15 protein-coding genes and 1 pseudogene are annotated in these 16222 nt (G+C 55.3%); 9 read left to right on the top strand and 7 right to left on the bottom strand.

Features of this window, described 5'->3' with window-relative positions; genetic code table 11:
• Nucleotides 1-210: 210 nt before the first annotated feature.
• The 7 genes and pseudogenes from AC8GFP_RS03750 to gltS all read right to left on the bottom strand — a co-directional run.
• Nucleotides 211-729 (bottom strand): annotated as a pseudogene (locus AC8GFP_RS03750) (ABC transporter ATP-binding protein); the annotation flags it as partial.
• A 2-nt stretch (nucleotides 730-731) separates the two neighbouring features.
• Nucleotides 732-1457 (bottom strand): ATP-binding cassette domain-containing protein, encoded by a 726-nt coding sequence (locus AC8GFP_RS03745; RefSeq protein ID WP_506610354.1) that lies wholly within the window; start codon nucleotides 1455-1457, stop codon nucleotides 732-734.
• Nucleotides 1454-2548 (bottom strand): branched-chain amino acid ABC transporter permease, encoded by a 1095-nt coding sequence (locus tag AC8GFP_RS03740; protein ID WP_506610352.1) that lies wholly within the window; start codon nucleotides 2546-2548, stop codon nucleotides 1454-1456. The genes AC8GFP_RS03745 and AC8GFP_RS03740 overlap by 4 nt, the downstream gene beginning before the upstream one ends.
• A complete protein-coding gene (locus tag AC8GFP_RS03735) occupies nucleotides 2545-3411 on the bottom strand; it encodes a branched-chain amino acid ABC transporter permease (protein ID WP_506610350.1) in 867 nt (288 codons plus the stop codon). The genes AC8GFP_RS03740 and AC8GFP_RS03735 overlap by 4 nt, the downstream gene beginning before the upstream one ends.
• 62 nt (nucleotides 3412-3473) lie before the next feature.
• Nucleotides 3474-4709, bottom strand: a complete 1236-nt coding sequence (locus AC8GFP_RS03730) for an urea ABC transporter substrate-binding protein (RefSeq protein ID WP_506610348.1) — start codon at nucleotides 4707-4709, stop codon at nucleotides 3474-3476.
• An 80-nt stretch (nucleotides 4710-4789) separates the two neighbouring features.
• Nucleotides 4790-6403: a flotillin family protein gene (locus AC8GFP_RS03725; protein ID WP_506610346.1), complete on the bottom strand. Its 1614-nt coding sequence runs from the start codon at nucleotides 6401-6403 to the stop codon at nucleotides 4790-4792.
• Nucleotides 6404-6597: 194 nt separating this feature from the next.
• Nucleotides 6598-7803: a sodium/glutamate symporter gene (gene gltS, locus AC8GFP_RS03720; protein ID WP_506610343.1), complete on the bottom strand. Its 1206-nt coding sequence runs from the start codon at nucleotides 7801-7803 to the stop codon at nucleotides 6598-6600.
• A 150-nt stretch (nucleotides 7804-7953) separates the two neighbouring features.
• Between gltS and AC8GFP_RS03715 the strand changes: the two genes are divergently transcribed.
• The 9 genes from AC8GFP_RS03715 (at nucleotide 7954) to AC8GFP_RS03675 (ending at nucleotide 16210) form a co-directional block, all read left to right on the top strand.
• Nucleotides 7954-9156, top strand: coding sequence for an FAD-dependent oxidoreductase (locus AC8GFP_RS03715; protein WP_506610341.1), 1203 nt, complete (start codon nucleotides 7954-7956; stop codon nucleotides 9154-9156).
• Nucleotides 9153-10064, top strand: coding sequence for an isocitrate lyase/PEP mutase family protein (locus tag AC8GFP_RS03710; RefSeq protein ID WP_506610339.1), 912 nt, complete (start codon nucleotides 9153-9155; stop codon nucleotides 10062-10064). Before AC8GFP_RS03715 ends, AC8GFP_RS03710 begins: the two co-directional genes overlap by 4 nt.
• Complete coding sequence (locus AC8GFP_RS03705) at nucleotides 10039-10704, top strand: isochorismatase family protein (protein WP_506610337.1); 666 nt, start codon at nucleotides 10039-10041, stop codon at nucleotides 10702-10704. Before AC8GFP_RS03710 ends, AC8GFP_RS03705 begins: the two co-directional genes overlap by 26 nt.
• A complete protein-coding gene (locus tag AC8GFP_RS03700) occupies nucleotides 10701-11444 on the top strand; it encodes a maleate cis-trans isomerase family protein (RefSeq protein WP_506610335.1) in 744 nt (247 codons plus the stop codon). Before AC8GFP_RS03705 ends, AC8GFP_RS03700 begins: the two co-directional genes overlap by 4 nt.
• A gap of 17 nt (nucleotides 11445-11461) precedes the next feature.
• Nucleotides 11462-12436: a Bug family tripartite tricarboxylate transporter substrate binding protein gene (locus AC8GFP_RS03695; RefSeq protein WP_506610333.1), complete on the top strand. Its 975-nt coding sequence runs from the start codon at nucleotides 11462-11464 to the stop codon at nucleotides 12434-12436.
• 162 nt (nucleotides 12437-12598) lie between these two features.
• On the top strand, nucleotides 12599-13510 hold the full coding sequence (locus AC8GFP_RS03690; RefSeq protein ID WP_506610331.1) for a Tim44 domain-containing protein: 912 nt from the start codon (nucleotides 12599-12601) through the stop codon (nucleotides 13508-13510).
• Between the two features lie 35 nt (nucleotides 13511-13545).
• Nucleotides 13546-13962 carry a hypothetical protein gene (locus AC8GFP_RS03685; RefSeq protein ID WP_506610329.1) on the top strand — a complete coding sequence of 139 codons (417 nt, stop codon included), beginning with the start codon at nucleotides 13546-13548 and terminating at the stop codon, nucleotides 13960-13962.
• 8 nt (nucleotides 13963-13970) lie between these two features.
• Entirely contained in the window at nucleotides 13971-15500 is a 1530-nt protein-coding gene (locus tag AC8GFP_RS03680) for a cryptochrome/photolyase family protein (RefSeq protein WP_506610544.1), read from the top strand.
• Nucleotides 15501-15610: 110 nt separating this feature from the next.
• Entirely contained in the window at nucleotides 15611-16210 is a 600-nt protein-coding gene (locus tag AC8GFP_RS03675) for an SOUL family heme-binding protein (RefSeq protein WP_506610327.1), read from the top strand.
• The last annotated feature ends 12 nt before the right edge of the window (nucleotides 16211-16222 follow it).

Here is a 16222-nt window from a genome sequence, read left to right as displayed (position 1 = left end):
GCTCAAACCACCGCCACTCAATTGACTGGCGTGCAATTCTTTCAAGATGGTGCCGCGTTCAAACACGGCCACGCGGTGGGCCACATCCAACACCAAATCCAGGTTTTGTTCCACGATGATCAGGGCCAAGCCAAATTCATCCCGGAGTTTGGCCAAGGTGGTGCCAATCTCTTGCACGATCGATGGCTGGATGCCTTCACTGGGTTCATCCAACAACAACAACCAAGGTTTGGGCATCAAAGCCCGGGCCAAGGCCAAGATTTGTTGCTCTCCCCCCGACAAAGATCCGCCTTTGCGGTCGAGCAGCACCCGCAAGCGTGGAAATTGATCCACCACGCGCTCGACCGATTGTTCTTCGGTTTCACCAATGTCTTCGCGCCAAGCCATGCGCAGGTTTTCCAAGGCCGTCAGGCCGGGCAAGATGCCGCGTCCTTGCGGCACATAGCCAATGCCCATTTGGGAACGCTGGTGGGCGGCCGAGCCGGTGGCATCCGTTCCGTCGAGTTCGATGCGTCCACCGGTGGACGGCATCAGGCCCATGATGACTTTGAGCAAGGTGGTTTTGCCCATGCCGTTGTGGCCGACGATGCCAACCGCTTCGCCTTCGTGGATTTGCAAATTGACGCCATGCAACACCGGCACACGCCCGTAGCCAGCGCGTAAATCGGCCACTTGCAGCACCACGTCGGCGCGTTCAAATTTGTCTGTGGTGGAGTTCAACTCAGCCATGCTTATTTCGCCCGGTTGCCAATGTAGACCTCGCGCACTTTGGCGTTGTTCATCACCGCGTCAGTGGCCCCTTCCATGAGAACGGCACCTTGGTGCAACACCGTGACCGTGCCACCAAGCATGCGCACAAAATTCATGTCGTGGTCCACCACCACCACAGCGGCTTGCTGGTTGATGTCATGGATCAATTCCACCAAACGATCGGCTTCAGCACCGGTGATGCCCGCTGCAGGTTCGTCCAGCAAGACCAATTTGGGCCGTTGGCACAAGACCAAACCGATCTCCACAATTTGTCGCTGGCCATGGGCCAGTTCGCCCACACTGCGTCGCAAGTTGGTTTGTAAACCAAGTTCGGTGACCACGCGATCGACTTCAGCCGAAGCGCCTTTTTTACCGTGAATGCGGCGTGCCGACAGCCACAGGTTTTCCCAGACCGTCAAGCCATTCATGACCGACGGCACTTGGGTTTTGATGCCCACACCGAGTTGCACAATTTCATGTGGCCGCCAACCGGTGACATCGTGGCCGCGAATGAAAACGCGTCCGTTGCTGTGGTTGATTTGATGCAAGCCCGTGATGCACTTGAACAAAGTGCTTTTGCCAGCACCATTGGGGCCAATCAGGCAACGCAATTCGCGCTCGCGCAAATTGAAGTTGACGTTGTTGACGGCCAGGACGCCGCCAAAACGCATGGACAAATCTCGTGTTTCAACAATCATTTCACTCATGATTGGCTGCCATTTTTGTCTTGGGCGCCAGGGGGATGAGGCTGACGACGCTCACCCGCGCGACGTCGCATGCTGTTGTTGCGGGCGCGACTGACGTTGCGTTGGTCTTGTTGTCGGCGCCAACCCATGATGGTGGGAAGCAGACCTCGCGGCAGCAACAACACCACCAGCACCAAGATGGCACCAATCACCAAGGAGTTATCGATAAAGGTTTGCGCCCCCAACTGGAGCTTGAGCATTCCCAACAAAATGGCGCCAACGACCGGCCCGATCAGGGTACCCAAGCCCCCTGCAATCACCCAGATGATGACTTCCACCGATTGACCCAACCCAAACAGAGCAGGCGTGACGATTTCGGCCCAGCTGGCAAACAAACAACCCGCCAAGCCAGCCATGGCCGCCGACAAAGAAAAAATGGCGGTCTTGTAGGCCGGTGCGTTGTAACCCAGCAGTTCAATGCGCGATTCGTTTTCACGAATACCGAGCAAGATGCGGCCAAAAGCGCTTGACATGACCCAGCGAGAAATCAAATAACAAAACACCAGACAAAACAGCACCACGTAATACAAATCGATGCCGTAAATAGGCATGCTGGGGTCACCGGGCACATTCAAAATTGGAAATGCAGGAATGCCGTTGAAGCCGCCCAACCGCGCATTGCCAATGCTGTAGGCATCGCCGGCTGTCGCGCCCATGAATTTGGCCATGATGAGTGAGAACACCAAGGTGATCACGCCCATGTAAACATCGCTGATGCGGCCATAAAACATCATCGCACCGATCAGGGCCGCCACGAATGCAGGCAACAAAATAGCCAGCATCCAAGCAGCCGTGCTTTCACCAAGGTTCATCGCTGTGATGGCATAGGTGTAGGCACCCAGACCAAAATAAGCGGCATGACCAAAGCTCAGAATGCCTGCATAGCCCCACATCAAACCCAAGGACAAAGCAAACAAGGCCCAAATACCCAACAACGTAGGCGTATGGGTGTCAAAACCTGCCGGTAAAAACACCAAAAGCAAGGTCACTGCGATGATCCATCCCCAGTGGGTGCGACCGGCACTGGAGAAATTGGCGGCGTCTCCAATCATGGTGCGTTACGGAAAAACCGACCTGTGATGCCTTGGGGCATGAGGCGCAGCAACACAACGGCAAAGGCCAGCATGACAATCTCTCCGATGACAGGGGTGGACCCAAAAGACACAATCTGATTGATGGTGCCAAAAATGACAGAACTCGACAAAGTACCTGTGATGACAGCCGCACCACCGGTGATGACCGTGATGAAGGCTTTGGCGATGTAGGCCCCGCCTGAGGAAGGCAGCAAGCCCGTGAGGGGCGCCAGCACGCCACCGGCCAAGCCAGACAAAGCAGCACCCACGGTGAAGGTCCACATGTAAACGCGTTTGGGGTCGTAGCCCAAAGACGAGGCGACATCGGCGCTTTGCATGGCACCACGTGCCACCAAACCAAATCGGGTGAAACGCATGACCAACCACATGCTCAACATGAGCAAGGTGGCAATGCCAATGATGAACAGGTTGTAGCCACCCATTTGAAATTCACCCAGCTCGTAGCCGGGAATAGGCGCGGGCACACTCACCGCCGTGTTGCCAAAAATAAAGGTCACGATGCCGACCATGAGCAGGGACAACCCCCAGGTGGCGAGCATGGTGTCGATCATGCGGCCGTACAACTGGCGCACCACCAAGCGCTCGACCACCAAACCCAAAATACCCACAACCAGCGGTGAAACGATCAACATGGCGAAATAAATATTGACGCCAGCCTTGGCACAGGCGATGGTGGTGTAGCCGCCAATCATGACGAACTCACCATGGGCGAGGTTGATGACGCGCATCATGCCAAACACCACCGCCAGTCCAGCGCTGGTAAGCGCCAGAAAAGCAATCATGTAGATGATTTCAAGAAGAACAACCGCCGCGTAATCCATGCTTACTCTCTAAAAAAGTCGGCATCCCAATTCACATGAACCGGGATGCCCTCTGTCAAGGATCAAATCTTCACTTCGTATTGCTTGTTGTCTTTCGGATTTTTTTGCAAATCACAGAATTGCAAGGTGTCTGATGGAGGACGTGCCTTGAACTGCTGCTTGATGGTGAGTTTTTGGTTCTTCACTTCCATCACATTGATGTCCAAAATGGCGTGGTGCGTTTTGGGGTCCAAGGTGACGGTGCCGCCAGGACCTTGAATGCTGATGCCAGACTCGATGGCGGCCAGCATTTTTTCGCGGTCCAGCGAACCAGCTTTCTTGACGCAAGCTGCCCACAACATGATGCCTTGGTACTGAGACACGGCAATTTCATGGACCAACTTGGTGTCACCAAAACGCTTGGCCCACTTGGCCAAGAAATCTTTGTTGGCAGCGTTGGTGTTTTCTTGGCTGTAGTTGCCTGCGATCAAGATGCCATCGCCTTCAGCGGCAGACAAAGCCAGGTGCTCGTTGCCCACGCCGAAGGTGGTGGAGCACAAGGGGATCTTTTTGTTCATGCCAGACGCGGCCCATTGGCGGAAGAAGGACATGTGCGCACCACCAACCAAAGCGGCCACCACGAACTTGGGTTTTTCTTGCTGGATTTTGGCAATGGTGGAACCGAAGTCGGACACATCCAATGGGAAGAAGCTGCTTTGAAGCACTTTGCCACCACCCTTGGTGATGTAGTGGGTCAACCACTTGGAAGTGATTTGGCCGTAGTTGTAATCGGCAGCCAATACGTAGGCAGTTTTGCCCCATTGCTTCAAGGCCACTTCCACGATGGGCTCAACCGCTTGTGCAGGTGTGGTGCCGGTACACACAATGTTGCGATCGCAGACACCACCTTCGTACAGCACGTTGTAGAAGTAGAGTGAGTTGGCGCGGTGGAAGGTTTGACGAATGGCTTCGCGAGAGGCGGAAGTGATGCCGCCGTGGGTCACGTCCACCTTGTCGTCACGGGTCAATTGCTGAGCGTATTTGGTGTACAGCGCAATGTCAGACTGTGAGTCGTATTGCACCACTTGGATTTTGCGGCCCAGCAAACCACCAGCGGCATTGATTTCTTCTGCGGCCAAAGTGGTGGCCATCACCATGGGTTTGCCGTAGGCATCCAGGTTGCCCGAGTTGTCCAGAATGGAGCCCAATTTGATGGGTGCGCCCTGTGCCAAAACCATCTCGAAGGGGATCGTGGCGCCCAGTGCGGTCAGACCTGCTGATCCAGTTCCAGCCAAAAATCGGCGACGTGAAAAGCTCATGGTGATACTCCTGAAATTGAGCAGTTTGCTCTTGGGTTGGGAAAATAAAAATTAGAGAGATTGACGGGTCGGCTACAGGCTTACTTGTCAGCCTTGGGCGACGATTTACCGCTGGCAGCATCGATGGACCCAGACAAGTCGACACCGATTTGGTCGCCAATGCTTTTGAGCGCAGGCAATTGCAAGGCCATGCCCAAAATGCTGTCCATGACTTGGGTGACAGGCGGTTTGCCGCCACCACCACCACCCTCGTCGGACGCGCCGCCGCCAGAGCCGCCTTGGCTGGCACCAAAGCCGCTGACATGGTTGATGCGGATGCTGTCGATTTTTTCAATCGGCTTCATCATGTGCGACATGATTTCGGGCATGCGGTCCAGGCGGTATTGCTCGAGCTTCATGTGAAGCACAGGCGTGCTGAGTGCGTTTTCTGCGTCGATCAGTGCACGTGAACCTTCCGATTCGGCCAACATGCGAGCCTTTTCAGCGGCTGCGCGGGTGTGGGTGGCTTCTGCTTCGGCCTTGGCACGCTTGAGCAACACCGTGACTTCGGTTGCGGCATTGGCCTCGGCCACTTCACCGGCTTCTTTGACGCGCTTGACCGCCATTTCGAGGGAGCGATCGGCAATGGCACGTTCGCGATCGGTTTGCACTTTTTCTTGCGCCAAGATCACTTCGGTGCGGGCCAATTCAGCCGCGGCTTGCGCATGGGCCTCTTCGGCTTGCTTGGATGACAAGGTGATGGAGCTTTCCAGCTTGCGCACTTCGGAGTTGAGCTGGGCTTCGATTTCAGACTTGCGCAACTCGCGTTGCTTTTCAATTTCGCGCATGCGGGTTTCTTGTTCGCGTGAAATGCGGGCTGATTCGGTCGCCGCCTGAGACTCCTCGCGCGAGCGAGCACTTTCTGCATCGCTGTGGGCTTTGACTTTTTCCAATTCCAAGCGCTGGTTGATTTGCGCTTCTTCTTCTTGCTGGTTCAACAACAAGCGCTGTTTGGTGGCATCGAGTTGGGTTTGACGCACAGAGATGTCGGCCTCGGCTTCGATTTGCACACGCTTTTTGCGGTTGACCGCAATGATTTCAGCCAATCGACGCATACCAACAGAATTGAAGGCGTTGTTTTCGTCCAGTGCAGAAAAGGAAGTTTGATCCAAGCGGGTCAGGGAGACGGAGTCAAGCACCACGCCGTTTTCGGCCAAGTTGTCCTTGAGCAAGGCGGAGATATCCGACACAAACAAGGACCGCTTTTCGTGGATTTGGTCCATGGTGCGACTGGCGGCCACGGCTTGAACAGCATCAATGAAACGACCTTCTAACAAGTTGCGCATGCCATCGGGGTTGAACGCTTTGGAGCCCAGAGACTGGGCAGCAGTGGCCACACCTTCGATGGTGGGTTGAACCCGGACATAGAACTCGAGTTCGGCATCGACCCGCATCCGGTCTTCGGTGATCAAGGATTTTTCAGCCACACGCCGCACTTCCACACGGATGGTGCGCAGGTTGATTTCATCGATCTTGTGCAGGAACGGCAAAGACAGGCATCCGCCCGAGATGAGGGTTTTTTGACCGCCAAAACCCGTGCGAATGATCGCCACATCTCGACTGGATTTTCGATAGAAATGATTGAGGAAAGTGACCAAGGCCGCTATGACGACCACCAACACCACGACGCCAAACAGCCATGCAAGAACAATCATTTCAATCCCTCATCGGTGAAAAACCAGCTTCTCGAAATTATTCTAGGGTGACTATTTGGCTTCGCTCTACGTACTTCCCCTATGTGTCGCAACGATACATTCCAAGCCCCGTGGCAATTGGCTTGAAGGGCATTTTGATGAAAAATAGCCTTATAAAAATAAAGCGTTTTTTGATTTGTCAATTGGCATCGTCTTCAGGGACTCAGCAGGTTCAACCAGCCCGTGATCAGCAAAGCGTTGGTGAAGTCGATGAAGAAGGCACCCACGATGGGTGCCACCAAAAACGCGCGTGGCGAGGGTCCATAGCGCTGCACCACCGAATGCATGACGGCCATGGCGTTGGCGGTGGTGCCCAGCATGAAGCCCGTGAAGCCGCCACTCATGACGGCCGCGTCGTAATCCCGGCCCATGACCCTGAAGACCACGTACCAACAAAACACCGCGACCGCCACCACTTGAATGACCAGGTTCACCAACAAGGGTGCGGCAATGCTTGTCAGTTCCCACAGCTTCAGGTTCATCAAGGCCACCGCTAAAAACAAGGACAGGCAAACCACACCCATGCGTTCGGTCAATGCATGGGGAATGCGCAGCCACTGGGTTTGGTCGTCCAGGTTGCGAATCAAGGCGCCCATGATCATGGCACCCACATAGCCTGGCAGAGTCAGATCGGCCCCCTTCATGACGCCACTGAGCCAAGCACCTATGCCCATGGCCACCAACAACACGCCGATACCCTTGAGCGCAGTCAACATGTCGCCTTCTTCGTCAGGACTGGCCTGCTCGGGCAGGTTGGCCGCAGCTTGCAAAACCGGTGCGCTGCTTGCGGCTTGCAGTTGGTGATGCTCCAGCAAGCGCGTCACGATGGGGCCGCCGACCAAGCCGCCCATGACGATGCCAGCCATGGCCGCTGCAATCGCCACCGATTCCGCCGACGCGACACCTGCTGCAGCAAACTGCGGCGCGAAGGCCAAGGCGGTGGCCGGGCCACCGGTGAGGGCTGCGGGGCCCATGAGAACCCCCAGCAAGGGTGATTGGCCAAAGGCCACGGCTGTGGCCATGCCGATGAGACTTTGAATGACCGCCAAAAAAGTAGCGAGCGCCAGGAACACCAACGCTTGACGGGTGCCCGCTTTCAACAAACCCACACTGGCACTCAAACCAATCGAGGTGAAAAACGCGGTCATCAAGGGCGCTTGCAAGGTGGTGTCGAACTTCACGGTCGCCAGATTGAATTCGCGCGACATCGTCACCAGGATGGCAATCACCAAGCCGCCCACCACAGCGGCAGGAATGTTGTAGCGCCGCAGCACCGGCACACGGCGCAGTAACGCCACCCCCAGAAACAATGCAATCGCACCCACCGCGGTGGTTTGAATGAAGTCGAGAGACCAGGTCATGGCTTGATTCCTATCAAAATGAAGGTTGGTGCTGGGGGGGGGTGTGACCGTCCCTATTGTTGATGAGATTCTCCAGCGGCAGATAAGCCCACTGATTGCAAGGCATGAACTTGAGTAACATGGCCAGTGAATCATCACCAAGCTCATCCCATGCAAACACATCAAGCCCATGTCGTGGTCGCAGGCGCTGGACCGGTCGGCCTGGTCAGTGCCTTGTTGTTGGCCAATCAAGGCGTGAAAGTCACTGTGCTTGAAGCCGCGCCAGCCCTGAACCGGGACTTGCGTGCCTCCACCTTCCACCCGCCCACTTTGGACATGTTGGCCCCGCTGGGTCTGACCGACGACTTGGTGGCACAAGGTTTGGTGGCCCGCTACACCCAGCAACGCGATCGGCAAGAAGGCGTGATTGCCGAGTTCGACATGCAGCTGATCGCGCCCGACACCGATCATCCTTTCAGGCTGCAATGCGAGCAATGGAAATTGACGCAGATGATTCAAGCCCAATTGAATGCCATGCCGCATGTGCAAATACTTTTTGATGCCAAAGTCACCCAGGTAACTCAAACCGCCGATCAAGTGCAAGTGGCCTTCACGCAAGTGGAAGAAGCCCACAGCCTGCAAGCCGATTACCTGATCGGCGCAGACGGCGCATGGAGCGCGGTGCGGCGCAGTTTGAACATCGAGTTCGAAGGCTTCACTTACCCCGAGCGGTTTTTGGTGGTGTCCACTGCATTTGAATATGCAGATCATTTGCCGCGCCTGTCGTATGTGAATTACTGCTCGGACCCGCAAGAATGGTGTGTCTTGCTGCGCGTACCCACGCTTTGGCGGGTGTTGTTTCCCACCAAGGCCGAAGAAACCGACGAGGCCGTGCTGACCGACGAGTCTGTTCAAGCCCGATTGCAAAACCTGTTGCCGCAAGCGCAGCCCTACGTCACCCAACACCGAACCTTGTACAAAGTGCACCAACGCGTGGCGCAGCGCTTTCGCCATGGGCGCGTGGTCTTGGCCGGGGACGCGGCGCACATCAACAATCCGCTGGGCGGCATGGGGATGAATGGTGGCATCCATGACGCCATGAATCTCTCAGAGAAGTTGTTGGCCGTTTTGCAAAAAGGCGAATCGGATGCGTTGCTCGACCAGTACGAGCGGCAGCGCCGCACCATCGCCATCGACTACATCAATGCCAGCACGGCACGCAACAAGCGCGACATTGAAGAGCGCGATCCCGTCAAACGAAAAGAAAACCAACAAGCCCTGCGCGAACTCAGTTTGGACCCGGTTCGCGCACGTGCTTACATTCGTCAATCGTCCATGATCGACGCCCTCGAACGCGCCAAGGCCATCGCATGATCAAACAAGGTATCTCCACGCTTTCGCACACACAACGCCGTGCCTTGCTGAAACAACGACTGAGCCAAGGACAGTTGGTGGTCGCCCCTGGTGTGTTCGAAATGGTGTCGGCCAAGATGGCTGATCAGATGGGCTTTGAGGCCCTCTACATGACCGGCTACGGTACCGTGGCGTCTTATTTGGGCATGCCGGATGCGGGTTTGGCCACGTACTCAGACATGGTGAACCGTGTGACGCAATTCACCAGCATCACCCAAACGCCGATGATTTGTGATGGTGACACCGGCTACGGCGGCTTGTTGAATGTGATGCACACGGTGCGTGGCTACGAAGCCGCAGGCGCTTGTGCGATTCAGCTGGAAGACCAAGAATTTCCCAAGAAATGTGGCCATGTGCTGGGCCGCCGTGTCGTGCCCGCGCAAGACATGGTCGACAAAATCCGCGTGGCGGTGGAAACCCGCTCCGACCCCAACTTCCTCATCATCGCCCGCACCGATGCCCGTACCACCTTGGGTTTGGACGAAGCGCTGCGCCGTGCCGAGCTCTACGCCAAGGCCGGGGCCGACATTCTGTTTGTGGAAAGCCCCGAGTCGGTGGCAGAAATGCAGCAAATTGGCCGCAGCTTTGACTTGCCCTTGGTGGCCAACATGGTCGAAGGTGGGCGCACACCGGTGCTGAGTTTTGAAGAACTGCAAGCCATTGGGTATGGTCTGGCCATCTTTCCGGCCACCGCTTTTTTGGCGGCAGCCAAGGCCTATGAACATGTCTACACCGTCCTGAAACAAACGCGCTCGAGTACCGGTGTGCAGGACGCGCTGTACGACTTTCCAGCCTTCTCCAAACTCATGGGCTTTGACTGGGTGACTGCTTTTGACCAGGCCCATGCCAAGCCAGATTCACAAGCCTGACGGCATGAACACCGAAGAGATTTACCAACGCCAAGGCTTTGGCCACACCACCGGTATCGGCCAGCATTGCTGCTTGTTGATGGTGGATTTCGTCAACAGCTTCGTGGACCCACATCAGCTTGGCGGCCCCCACATTCAAAACGCCGTGAAGGCCACCGTGCCCTTGCTGGCGGCGTTCAGAAGCTGGGGCTTGCCGATTGCCCACACGCGGGTGGTGTTTGAGGCGAACGGCTCAGACCGCAACCTGTTTGCCACCCGCGTGAAAGCCTTGCAGGCCCTGACCGAAGACGCTGTGGGCAGTCAGATCGTGCCCGAGTTGGCTCCGCAAAACCGCGAATGGGTGGTTCGCAAGCAAGGGGCTTCGGCGTTTTTCAACACCGGCTTGGCCGACTGGTTGCAGTTTCAATCGGTGGACACGGTGGTGGTGACCGGTTGCACCACCAGTGGCTGTGTGCGGGCCACGGTGGTGGATGCGGTGCAACACAATTTCCGCACCGTGGTGCTGTCTGACTGCGTGGGCGACCGCGCCTTGGGTCCGCATGACGCCAACTTGTTTGACATGCGCCAAAAATACGCCGACATCCTGACGCGGGACGAACTGCTGTCCCACCTGCAATCTCGGCAAGGAGCTTCAACATGACCGACCACTTGGGATACCGGAAAAAATTCGGCACGCTGGGGCCTTCCACCAACACCATCGTGCAACCCGACTTCGACGACCTGCGCCCCGTGGGCGTGACCAACCATTACAGCCGCATCGCCATTCCAAACAACCCGGTCACGGATGACGCCAGTTTTTTGGCCTTGGTCGAGAACATCAACCGCGCCACCTTGGATGCGGTGGATATTTTGAAAACCTGTGAGATGGACTACCTGGTCATGGGCATGTCGGCGGCCACGTTTTGGAACGGCCGCGCTGGTGCGCAATCCTACTTAGACATGATGACCGAGCGTGCTGGTGTGGGTGTGTCGTGTGGATCGTTTGCCACCGAAGCCGCGCTCAACGCCCTGAAAGTCAAGCGCATTGCTTTTTTGTCGCCCTACTTCAAAGTGGCCAACGACCAAGTGCGCCGCTTCTACCAAGACTGCGGTTTCACCGTGGTTCGTGATATTTGTTTTGAACGCCCCAGCCCAGTGCAAATCGCGCACAGCACCGACGCCATGTGCCGAGAGGCCATCAAACAACTCGATGGCGATGATGTGGATGCGATTGTGCAAGTCGGCACCAATTTATCCATGATTCGTTTGGCCGCCGCCGCCGAATTGTTTTTGGGCAAGCCGGTGATTGCCATCAACACCGCCACCTACTGGCATGCCTTGCGCGCTTGCGGCATCACCGACCGCCGCGCCGGGTTTGGCAGCTTGTTAGAGCACCATTGAAATATGAAAAGGTTGTTATGTTGAACAGACGTGCATTCGGATCAGGCTTGGCAGCAGTGGCTTGTGCCAGCATTCATCCCTCAGTTTGGGCCCAAGACTATCCCCGCAAAACCATCAAGCTGATCATCCCCGCCACCACCGGCAGCTCGGATGTGATTGCACGTGCCTTGGCACCGCGTCTGGGTGCCGCCTTGGGGCAAAGCGTCGTGGTGGAACAAATGCCGGGCGCTGGCACCAACATCGGCAACAACCATGTCGCCAAAGCCGCTCCCGATGGCTACACCTTGCTGATCAACGGTTTGCCCTTGGTCACCAATTTGGCCCTGTACAGCCAACTGCCCTACAACCCCATGACGGATTTGGTGCCCGTCATCGAACTGGCCGAGGTGACGAATGTGGTGGTGGTTCATCCTGATTTGGGTGTGCAAAACCTCAAAGAGCTGGTGCAACTGGCCAAAAGCAAACCGGGCCAATTGAATTACGGTTCGCCGGGTGCAGGCAGTTCAGGCCATTTGGCGGGTGAGTTGCTGGGCTTGAAAACAGGTGTGCAAATGGAGCACTTTCCCTACAAAGGCAACTCGCAGGCCATGGTGGATTTGTTGCGTGGTGAACTGCAAATTGGATTTGTCAATCTGCCCTTGGCCTTGCCGCAAGTCAAAGCCAACAAGCTCAAAGCCTTGGCAGTCACAGGCCAGAAAAGATCTCGCTTGCTGCCCAACGTGCCCACCGTCGCCGAAGCCTTGTCCATGCCCGACTACGAAATCACCGCTTGGTTTGGCATCTTGGCGCCTGCCAAAACGCCCAGCACAGTGGTGCAACTGCTCAACCGTGAGATCGACAAGATTCTCAAAGACCCCGCGATGATTGAAAAGATTCAAGCCGCCGGTGCGGATTTGATTGGCGGCAGCAGCGCCGCCTTTGAAGCCCGCATGAAAAAAGATGCCATTCGCTTGACCGACGTCATCCGACAAGCTGGCACCAAAGCAGACTGAACCCAAGGGCTTGACGCCCTTTCATGCCCTTGTCATGGCTTGCAACAACATTTTGCAAAAAGAACTAGATTTTGTGTGGCTTTTAAAGCGGCCCCCTTGAAAAAAGACCTGTTCGCCTAAGATGCAGTCCATGTTCCGCAAGACTTAATCTTGGAGTAAAGCATGAATAAATTGTTATCGGTTGCTTTGGCACTTTTCATCGGTTTGTCCAGCATGAGTGCAGATGCAGCAAAACGCATGGGTTCTGGCAAATCGTTTGGCAAGCAATCCAACAACGTCACACAGAATCAAGCTGCCAAACCAGCCCCCAACGCCACACCGCCAGCTGCCGCACCTGCCCAGCCAAGACGGCCTTGGGGTGCCATGTTGGGTGGTCTGGCTGCTGGTCTTGGACTGGCCTGGTTGGCAAGCTCACTTGGCTTTGGCGAAGAATTGGCTCAGTTCATGATGTTTGGTCTGATCGCATTGGCCATCATGGTCGCTGTGGGCTACTTCATGCGCAGAAAAGCAGCCGCCAACAATGGGATGGCCCGCCACAACAACTTGGCGTTTGAAACCGCTGGTGCCCCCAGCCATGCTTCCTCGCAAAACACCCGCTTCAACCCTTTGCAAGACCAGTCACGCCCACTACATTCTGGCAGCATGATAGGTTCCGCCGTGGTTGGTGGTTCACCCGCCACATGGTCCATTCCTGCTGACTTTGATGTCCAAAGTTTTGTCACTCAAGCCAAACAAAATTTCGTTCAAATGCAAGACGCATGGGATCGCTCTGACATCAACAGCTTGCGCAGTTTGATGACTGACGACATGTTGCGTGAAATCAAAAATCAGATTGATGACCGCGATGCAGCCCAAGCAGGTTCCCCTGTTCCCAAAACCGAGGTGCTGCGATTGGAAGCCAAACTTTTGGGTATCGAAGAATCCGGCGAAGATTACATGGCCAGCATCGAATTCTCTGGCTCCATTCGGGAAGAACCAGGTGCCCAACCCGAACCTTTCCAAGAAGTTTGGAACCTGACCCTCTACAAAAACAGCAAGAGTGGTTGGTTGGTTGCAGGTATTCAAGCCATCTGAAACGATCCGCATCTGTAGTCGATAGAATCGGGGCCATGACATCACACGCATGGCCCCGAAGTTTTTTCAACGGCTTGCCACTGTTCACAGCTTCAGTGGCATTGTCTTTTGCAGCCCTGAACGCGTCTGCACAAAATAAAAAACCGCTTGCCCCTGTTGCACCTGCTGCACCTGAAGTGGTTTGCTCTTCAACCGACTTCAAAGTGCTGGCTTACACCATCAATGAAGTCAGCCTTCGCGAAGAGCGTGCCAAGGAATGGCTGCGCAAATTTGGTCCAGCTTGCCCGCTAGATCAGATTGAAATCATCATGCAAAACCAAGCCGTCTGGCTGGGTACTGCGCAAACGCCCCCCATCATGGCGTCGATTGAATCCATCTACAAACAGAAAAAAGCTGCCGCTCTGGCGCTAGAAAAAGAGGCTGCCGCTGCGGCTGCCGGAGACAAAAAATAAGGCGCCACATTCGCCATTTGGTTCTGGTGCTGGGCGACCAACTCAACGAAGATGCCTCTGCCCTGACCGATTTCGACCCGCAACAAGACCTGGTGTGGATGGCGGAAGTGGATCAAGAGTCCACGCATGTGAGATCGTCAAAACAGCGAACAACCCTTTTTTTAAGCGCCATGCGCCACTTCGCTGTGGCTTTGCGCGACCGGGCATGGTCGGTGGACTACATAGCCATTGATGCAACTGGCAATCTGGGCACCTTGTCTGGCGAACTGGATAAAGCCATTGCCAAGTGGCAACCGGACAAACTGGTGATGACCGCACCCGGCGATTGGCGGGTGTTGCAAAGCTTGCGCCAAGTTGCCAACCAACACCAGTTGCATTTAGACATCCGAGATGACACGCATTTCTTCACCACGGTGCGGGACTTTGCAGCCCATGCAGCAGATCGCAAACAAATTCGCTTGGAATATTTTTACCGCGAACTGCGCCTCAAAACCGGCATCTTGATGGATGGTAAAAAACCCATCGGTGGCAAGTGGAATTTTGATTCAGAGAACCGGGGCAGCTTTGGCAAACATGGGCCGGGCCAGCTCCCTGCGCCCACCCGCTTTACACCTGATCAAATCACCCAAGAAGTCTTGGGTTTGGTGCAGCAACGATTCAGCCATCACCCTGGCAGGCTGGGCAGTTTTGGCTGGCCTGTCACACGCCTGCAAGCGCTGAAGGTGTTGTCAGATTTCATCGCGCATCGACTGCCTCACTTTGGTCTTTTCCAAGATGCCATGTGGGAAGGCGAGGTATGGCTCTACCACTCGCATCTGTCAGCTGCGCTGAACCTCAAGTTGCTCAATCCCAGGGAAGTCATCGCAGCAGCGATCCAGGCTTCTGAAAACGGCCATGCACCGCTTGAAGCGGTAGAGGGTTTTGTCCGCCAAATACTGGGATGGCGTGAATACGTCCGGGGTATTTACTGGCTGCACATGCCGGGTTATCTGGAGCGCAATACCGCCAATGCCGCAGCTGCTTTGCCCGGTTTTTATTGGACCGGACAAACCGACATGGCATGCCTGCGCGACGCTATTCAACAAACACTTGAGCATGGCTATGCCCACCATATTCAACGATTGATGGTCACAGGCCTCTACGCTTTGCTGCTGGGCGTATCTCCCAAAGAGGTGCACCAGTGGTATTTGGGGGTTTATGTGGATGCGGTTGAATGGGTAGAACTGCCCAACACACTGGGCATGAGCCAATTCGCCGACGGTGGTTTGATGGCCAGCAAACCGTATGTGGCCAGTGGCAAGTACATCGACCGCATGAGCAACCATTGCAAAGGCTGCCGGTTCAATCCAGCCCAATCCATTGGCGAGACAGCCTGCCCTTTCACCACCTTGTATTGGGATTACTTGAACACCCATGCAGACACATTAGCGAAAAATCCACGCATGTTGATGCAGTTGAAGAACTTGAACCGACTCACCCCAGACAACAAGCTCGCGATTGCCGAGCAAGCCCGCCAGCATCGCGCTTCGGTGCTGTGAACTGTGCACTTGCGTGCAACAATGGACAACACAAACAACAGGCGAAAGATATGAACCCTGCAAAAATTCTCATGGCATTGGTGTCTTGCCTTTTATGGACTGGAAACGTCATGGCGATCGAAGAACCGAAATATGACATTGTGCTGTCTGACGGCGCTTATGAAGTCCGCAAGTACGCGCCCTATTTGGTGGCAGAAACCATGGTGGAAGGCGATATGGATGAGGCTTCAAGCAAGGGTTTTCGGTTGATTGCCGACTACATTTTCGGCAACAACCAAGTCGTGAGCGCATCGGGTAGCGAAAAAATAGCCATGACTGCACCTGTGACGCTCGAACCGCAATCGGCCAAGATCGCCATGACGGCCCCTGTCACGCTCGAACCGCAACAGGACTCAGTGAATATGCAAACGGCGAAGCAATGGCTCGTCAAATTCGTCATGCCCAGTCAATACACACTGGCGTCCATTCCCAAGCCCAAAAACAATGCAGTGAGCTTGAGAGAAATTCCCAGCAAGCACTATGTCGTTCTGAAATATTCTGGTTTCAACACCCAATCCAAAGTTCAGGCCAAGAGTATGGAAGCCAGCGATTGGGCGCGAAAGAAAAATTTAAAAACAATTGCAGCACCACAACTTTCACGGTATGACCCACCATGGACACTGCCCATGCTCCGACGCAATGAGATCATGATTGAAGTGGCCGCACCCTGATTTCAAAGCTGA

The sequence above is a fragment of the Limnohabitans simekii (SeqCode) genome (assembly GCF_965234735.1).
Taxonomy (GTDB): domain Bacteria; phylum Pseudomonadota; class Gammaproteobacteria; order Burkholderiales; family Burkholderiaceae_C; genus Limnohabitans; species Limnohabitans simekii.
Note: the sequence above shows the minus strand (reverse complement) of the source record. Positions and strands in the feature narration are given on the sequence as shown.

Excerpts from the sequence above, each read along its gene's own strand:
- AC8GFP_RS03745 (WP_506610354.1), bottom strand. The coding sequence starts at position 1,457 with ATGAGTGAAATGATTGTTGAAACACGAGATTTGTCCATGCGTTTTGGC.
- AC8GFP_RS03740 (WP_506610352.1), bottom strand. The coding sequence starts at position 2,548 with ATGATTGGAGACGCCGCCAATTTCTCCAGTGCCGGTCGCACCCACTGG.
- AC8GFP_RS03735 (WP_506610350.1), bottom strand. The coding sequence starts at position 3,411 with ATGGATTACGCGGCGGTTGTTCTTCTTGAAATCATCTACATGATTGCT.
- AC8GFP_RS03730 (WP_506610348.1), bottom strand. The coding sequence starts at position 4,709 with ATGAGCTTTTCACGTCGCCGATTTTTGGCTGGAACTGGATCAGCAGGT.
- AC8GFP_RS03725 (WP_506610346.1), bottom strand. The coding sequence starts at position 6,403 with ATGATTGTTCTTGCATGGCTGTTTGGCGTCGTGGTGTTGGTGGTCGTC.
- gltS (WP_506610343.1), bottom strand. The coding sequence starts at position 7,803 with ATGACCTGGTCTCTCGACTTCATTCAAACCACCGCGGTGGGTGCGATT.
- AC8GFP_RS03715 (WP_506610341.1), top strand. The coding sequence starts at position 7,954 with ATGCAAACACATCAAGCCCATGTCGTGGTCGCAGGCGCTGGACCGGTC.
- AC8GFP_RS03710 (WP_506610339.1), top strand. The coding sequence starts at position 9,153 with ATGATCAAACAAGGTATCTCCACGCTTTCGCACACACAACGCCGTGCC.
- AC8GFP_RS03705 (WP_506610337.1), top strand. The coding sequence starts at position 10,039 with ATGCCAAGCCAGATTCACAAGCCTGACGGCATGAACACCGAAGAGATT.
- AC8GFP_RS03700 (WP_506610335.1), top strand. The coding sequence starts at position 10,701 with ATGACCGACCACTTGGGATACCGGAAAAAATTCGGCACGCTGGGGCCT.
- AC8GFP_RS03695 (WP_506610333.1), top strand. The coding sequence starts at position 11,462 with ATGTTGAACAGACGTGCATTCGGATCAGGCTTGGCAGCAGTGGCTTGT.
- AC8GFP_RS03690 (WP_506610331.1), top strand. The coding sequence starts at position 12,599 with ATGAATAAATTGTTATCGGTTGCTTTGGCACTTTTCATCGGTTTGTCC.
- AC8GFP_RS03685 (WP_506610329.1), top strand. The coding sequence starts at position 13,546 with ATGACATCACACGCATGGCCCCGAAGTTTTTTCAACGGCTTGCCACTG.
- AC8GFP_RS03675 (WP_506610327.1), top strand. The coding sequence starts at position 15,611 with ATGGCGATCGAAGAACCGAAATATGACATTGTGCTGTCTGACGGCGCT.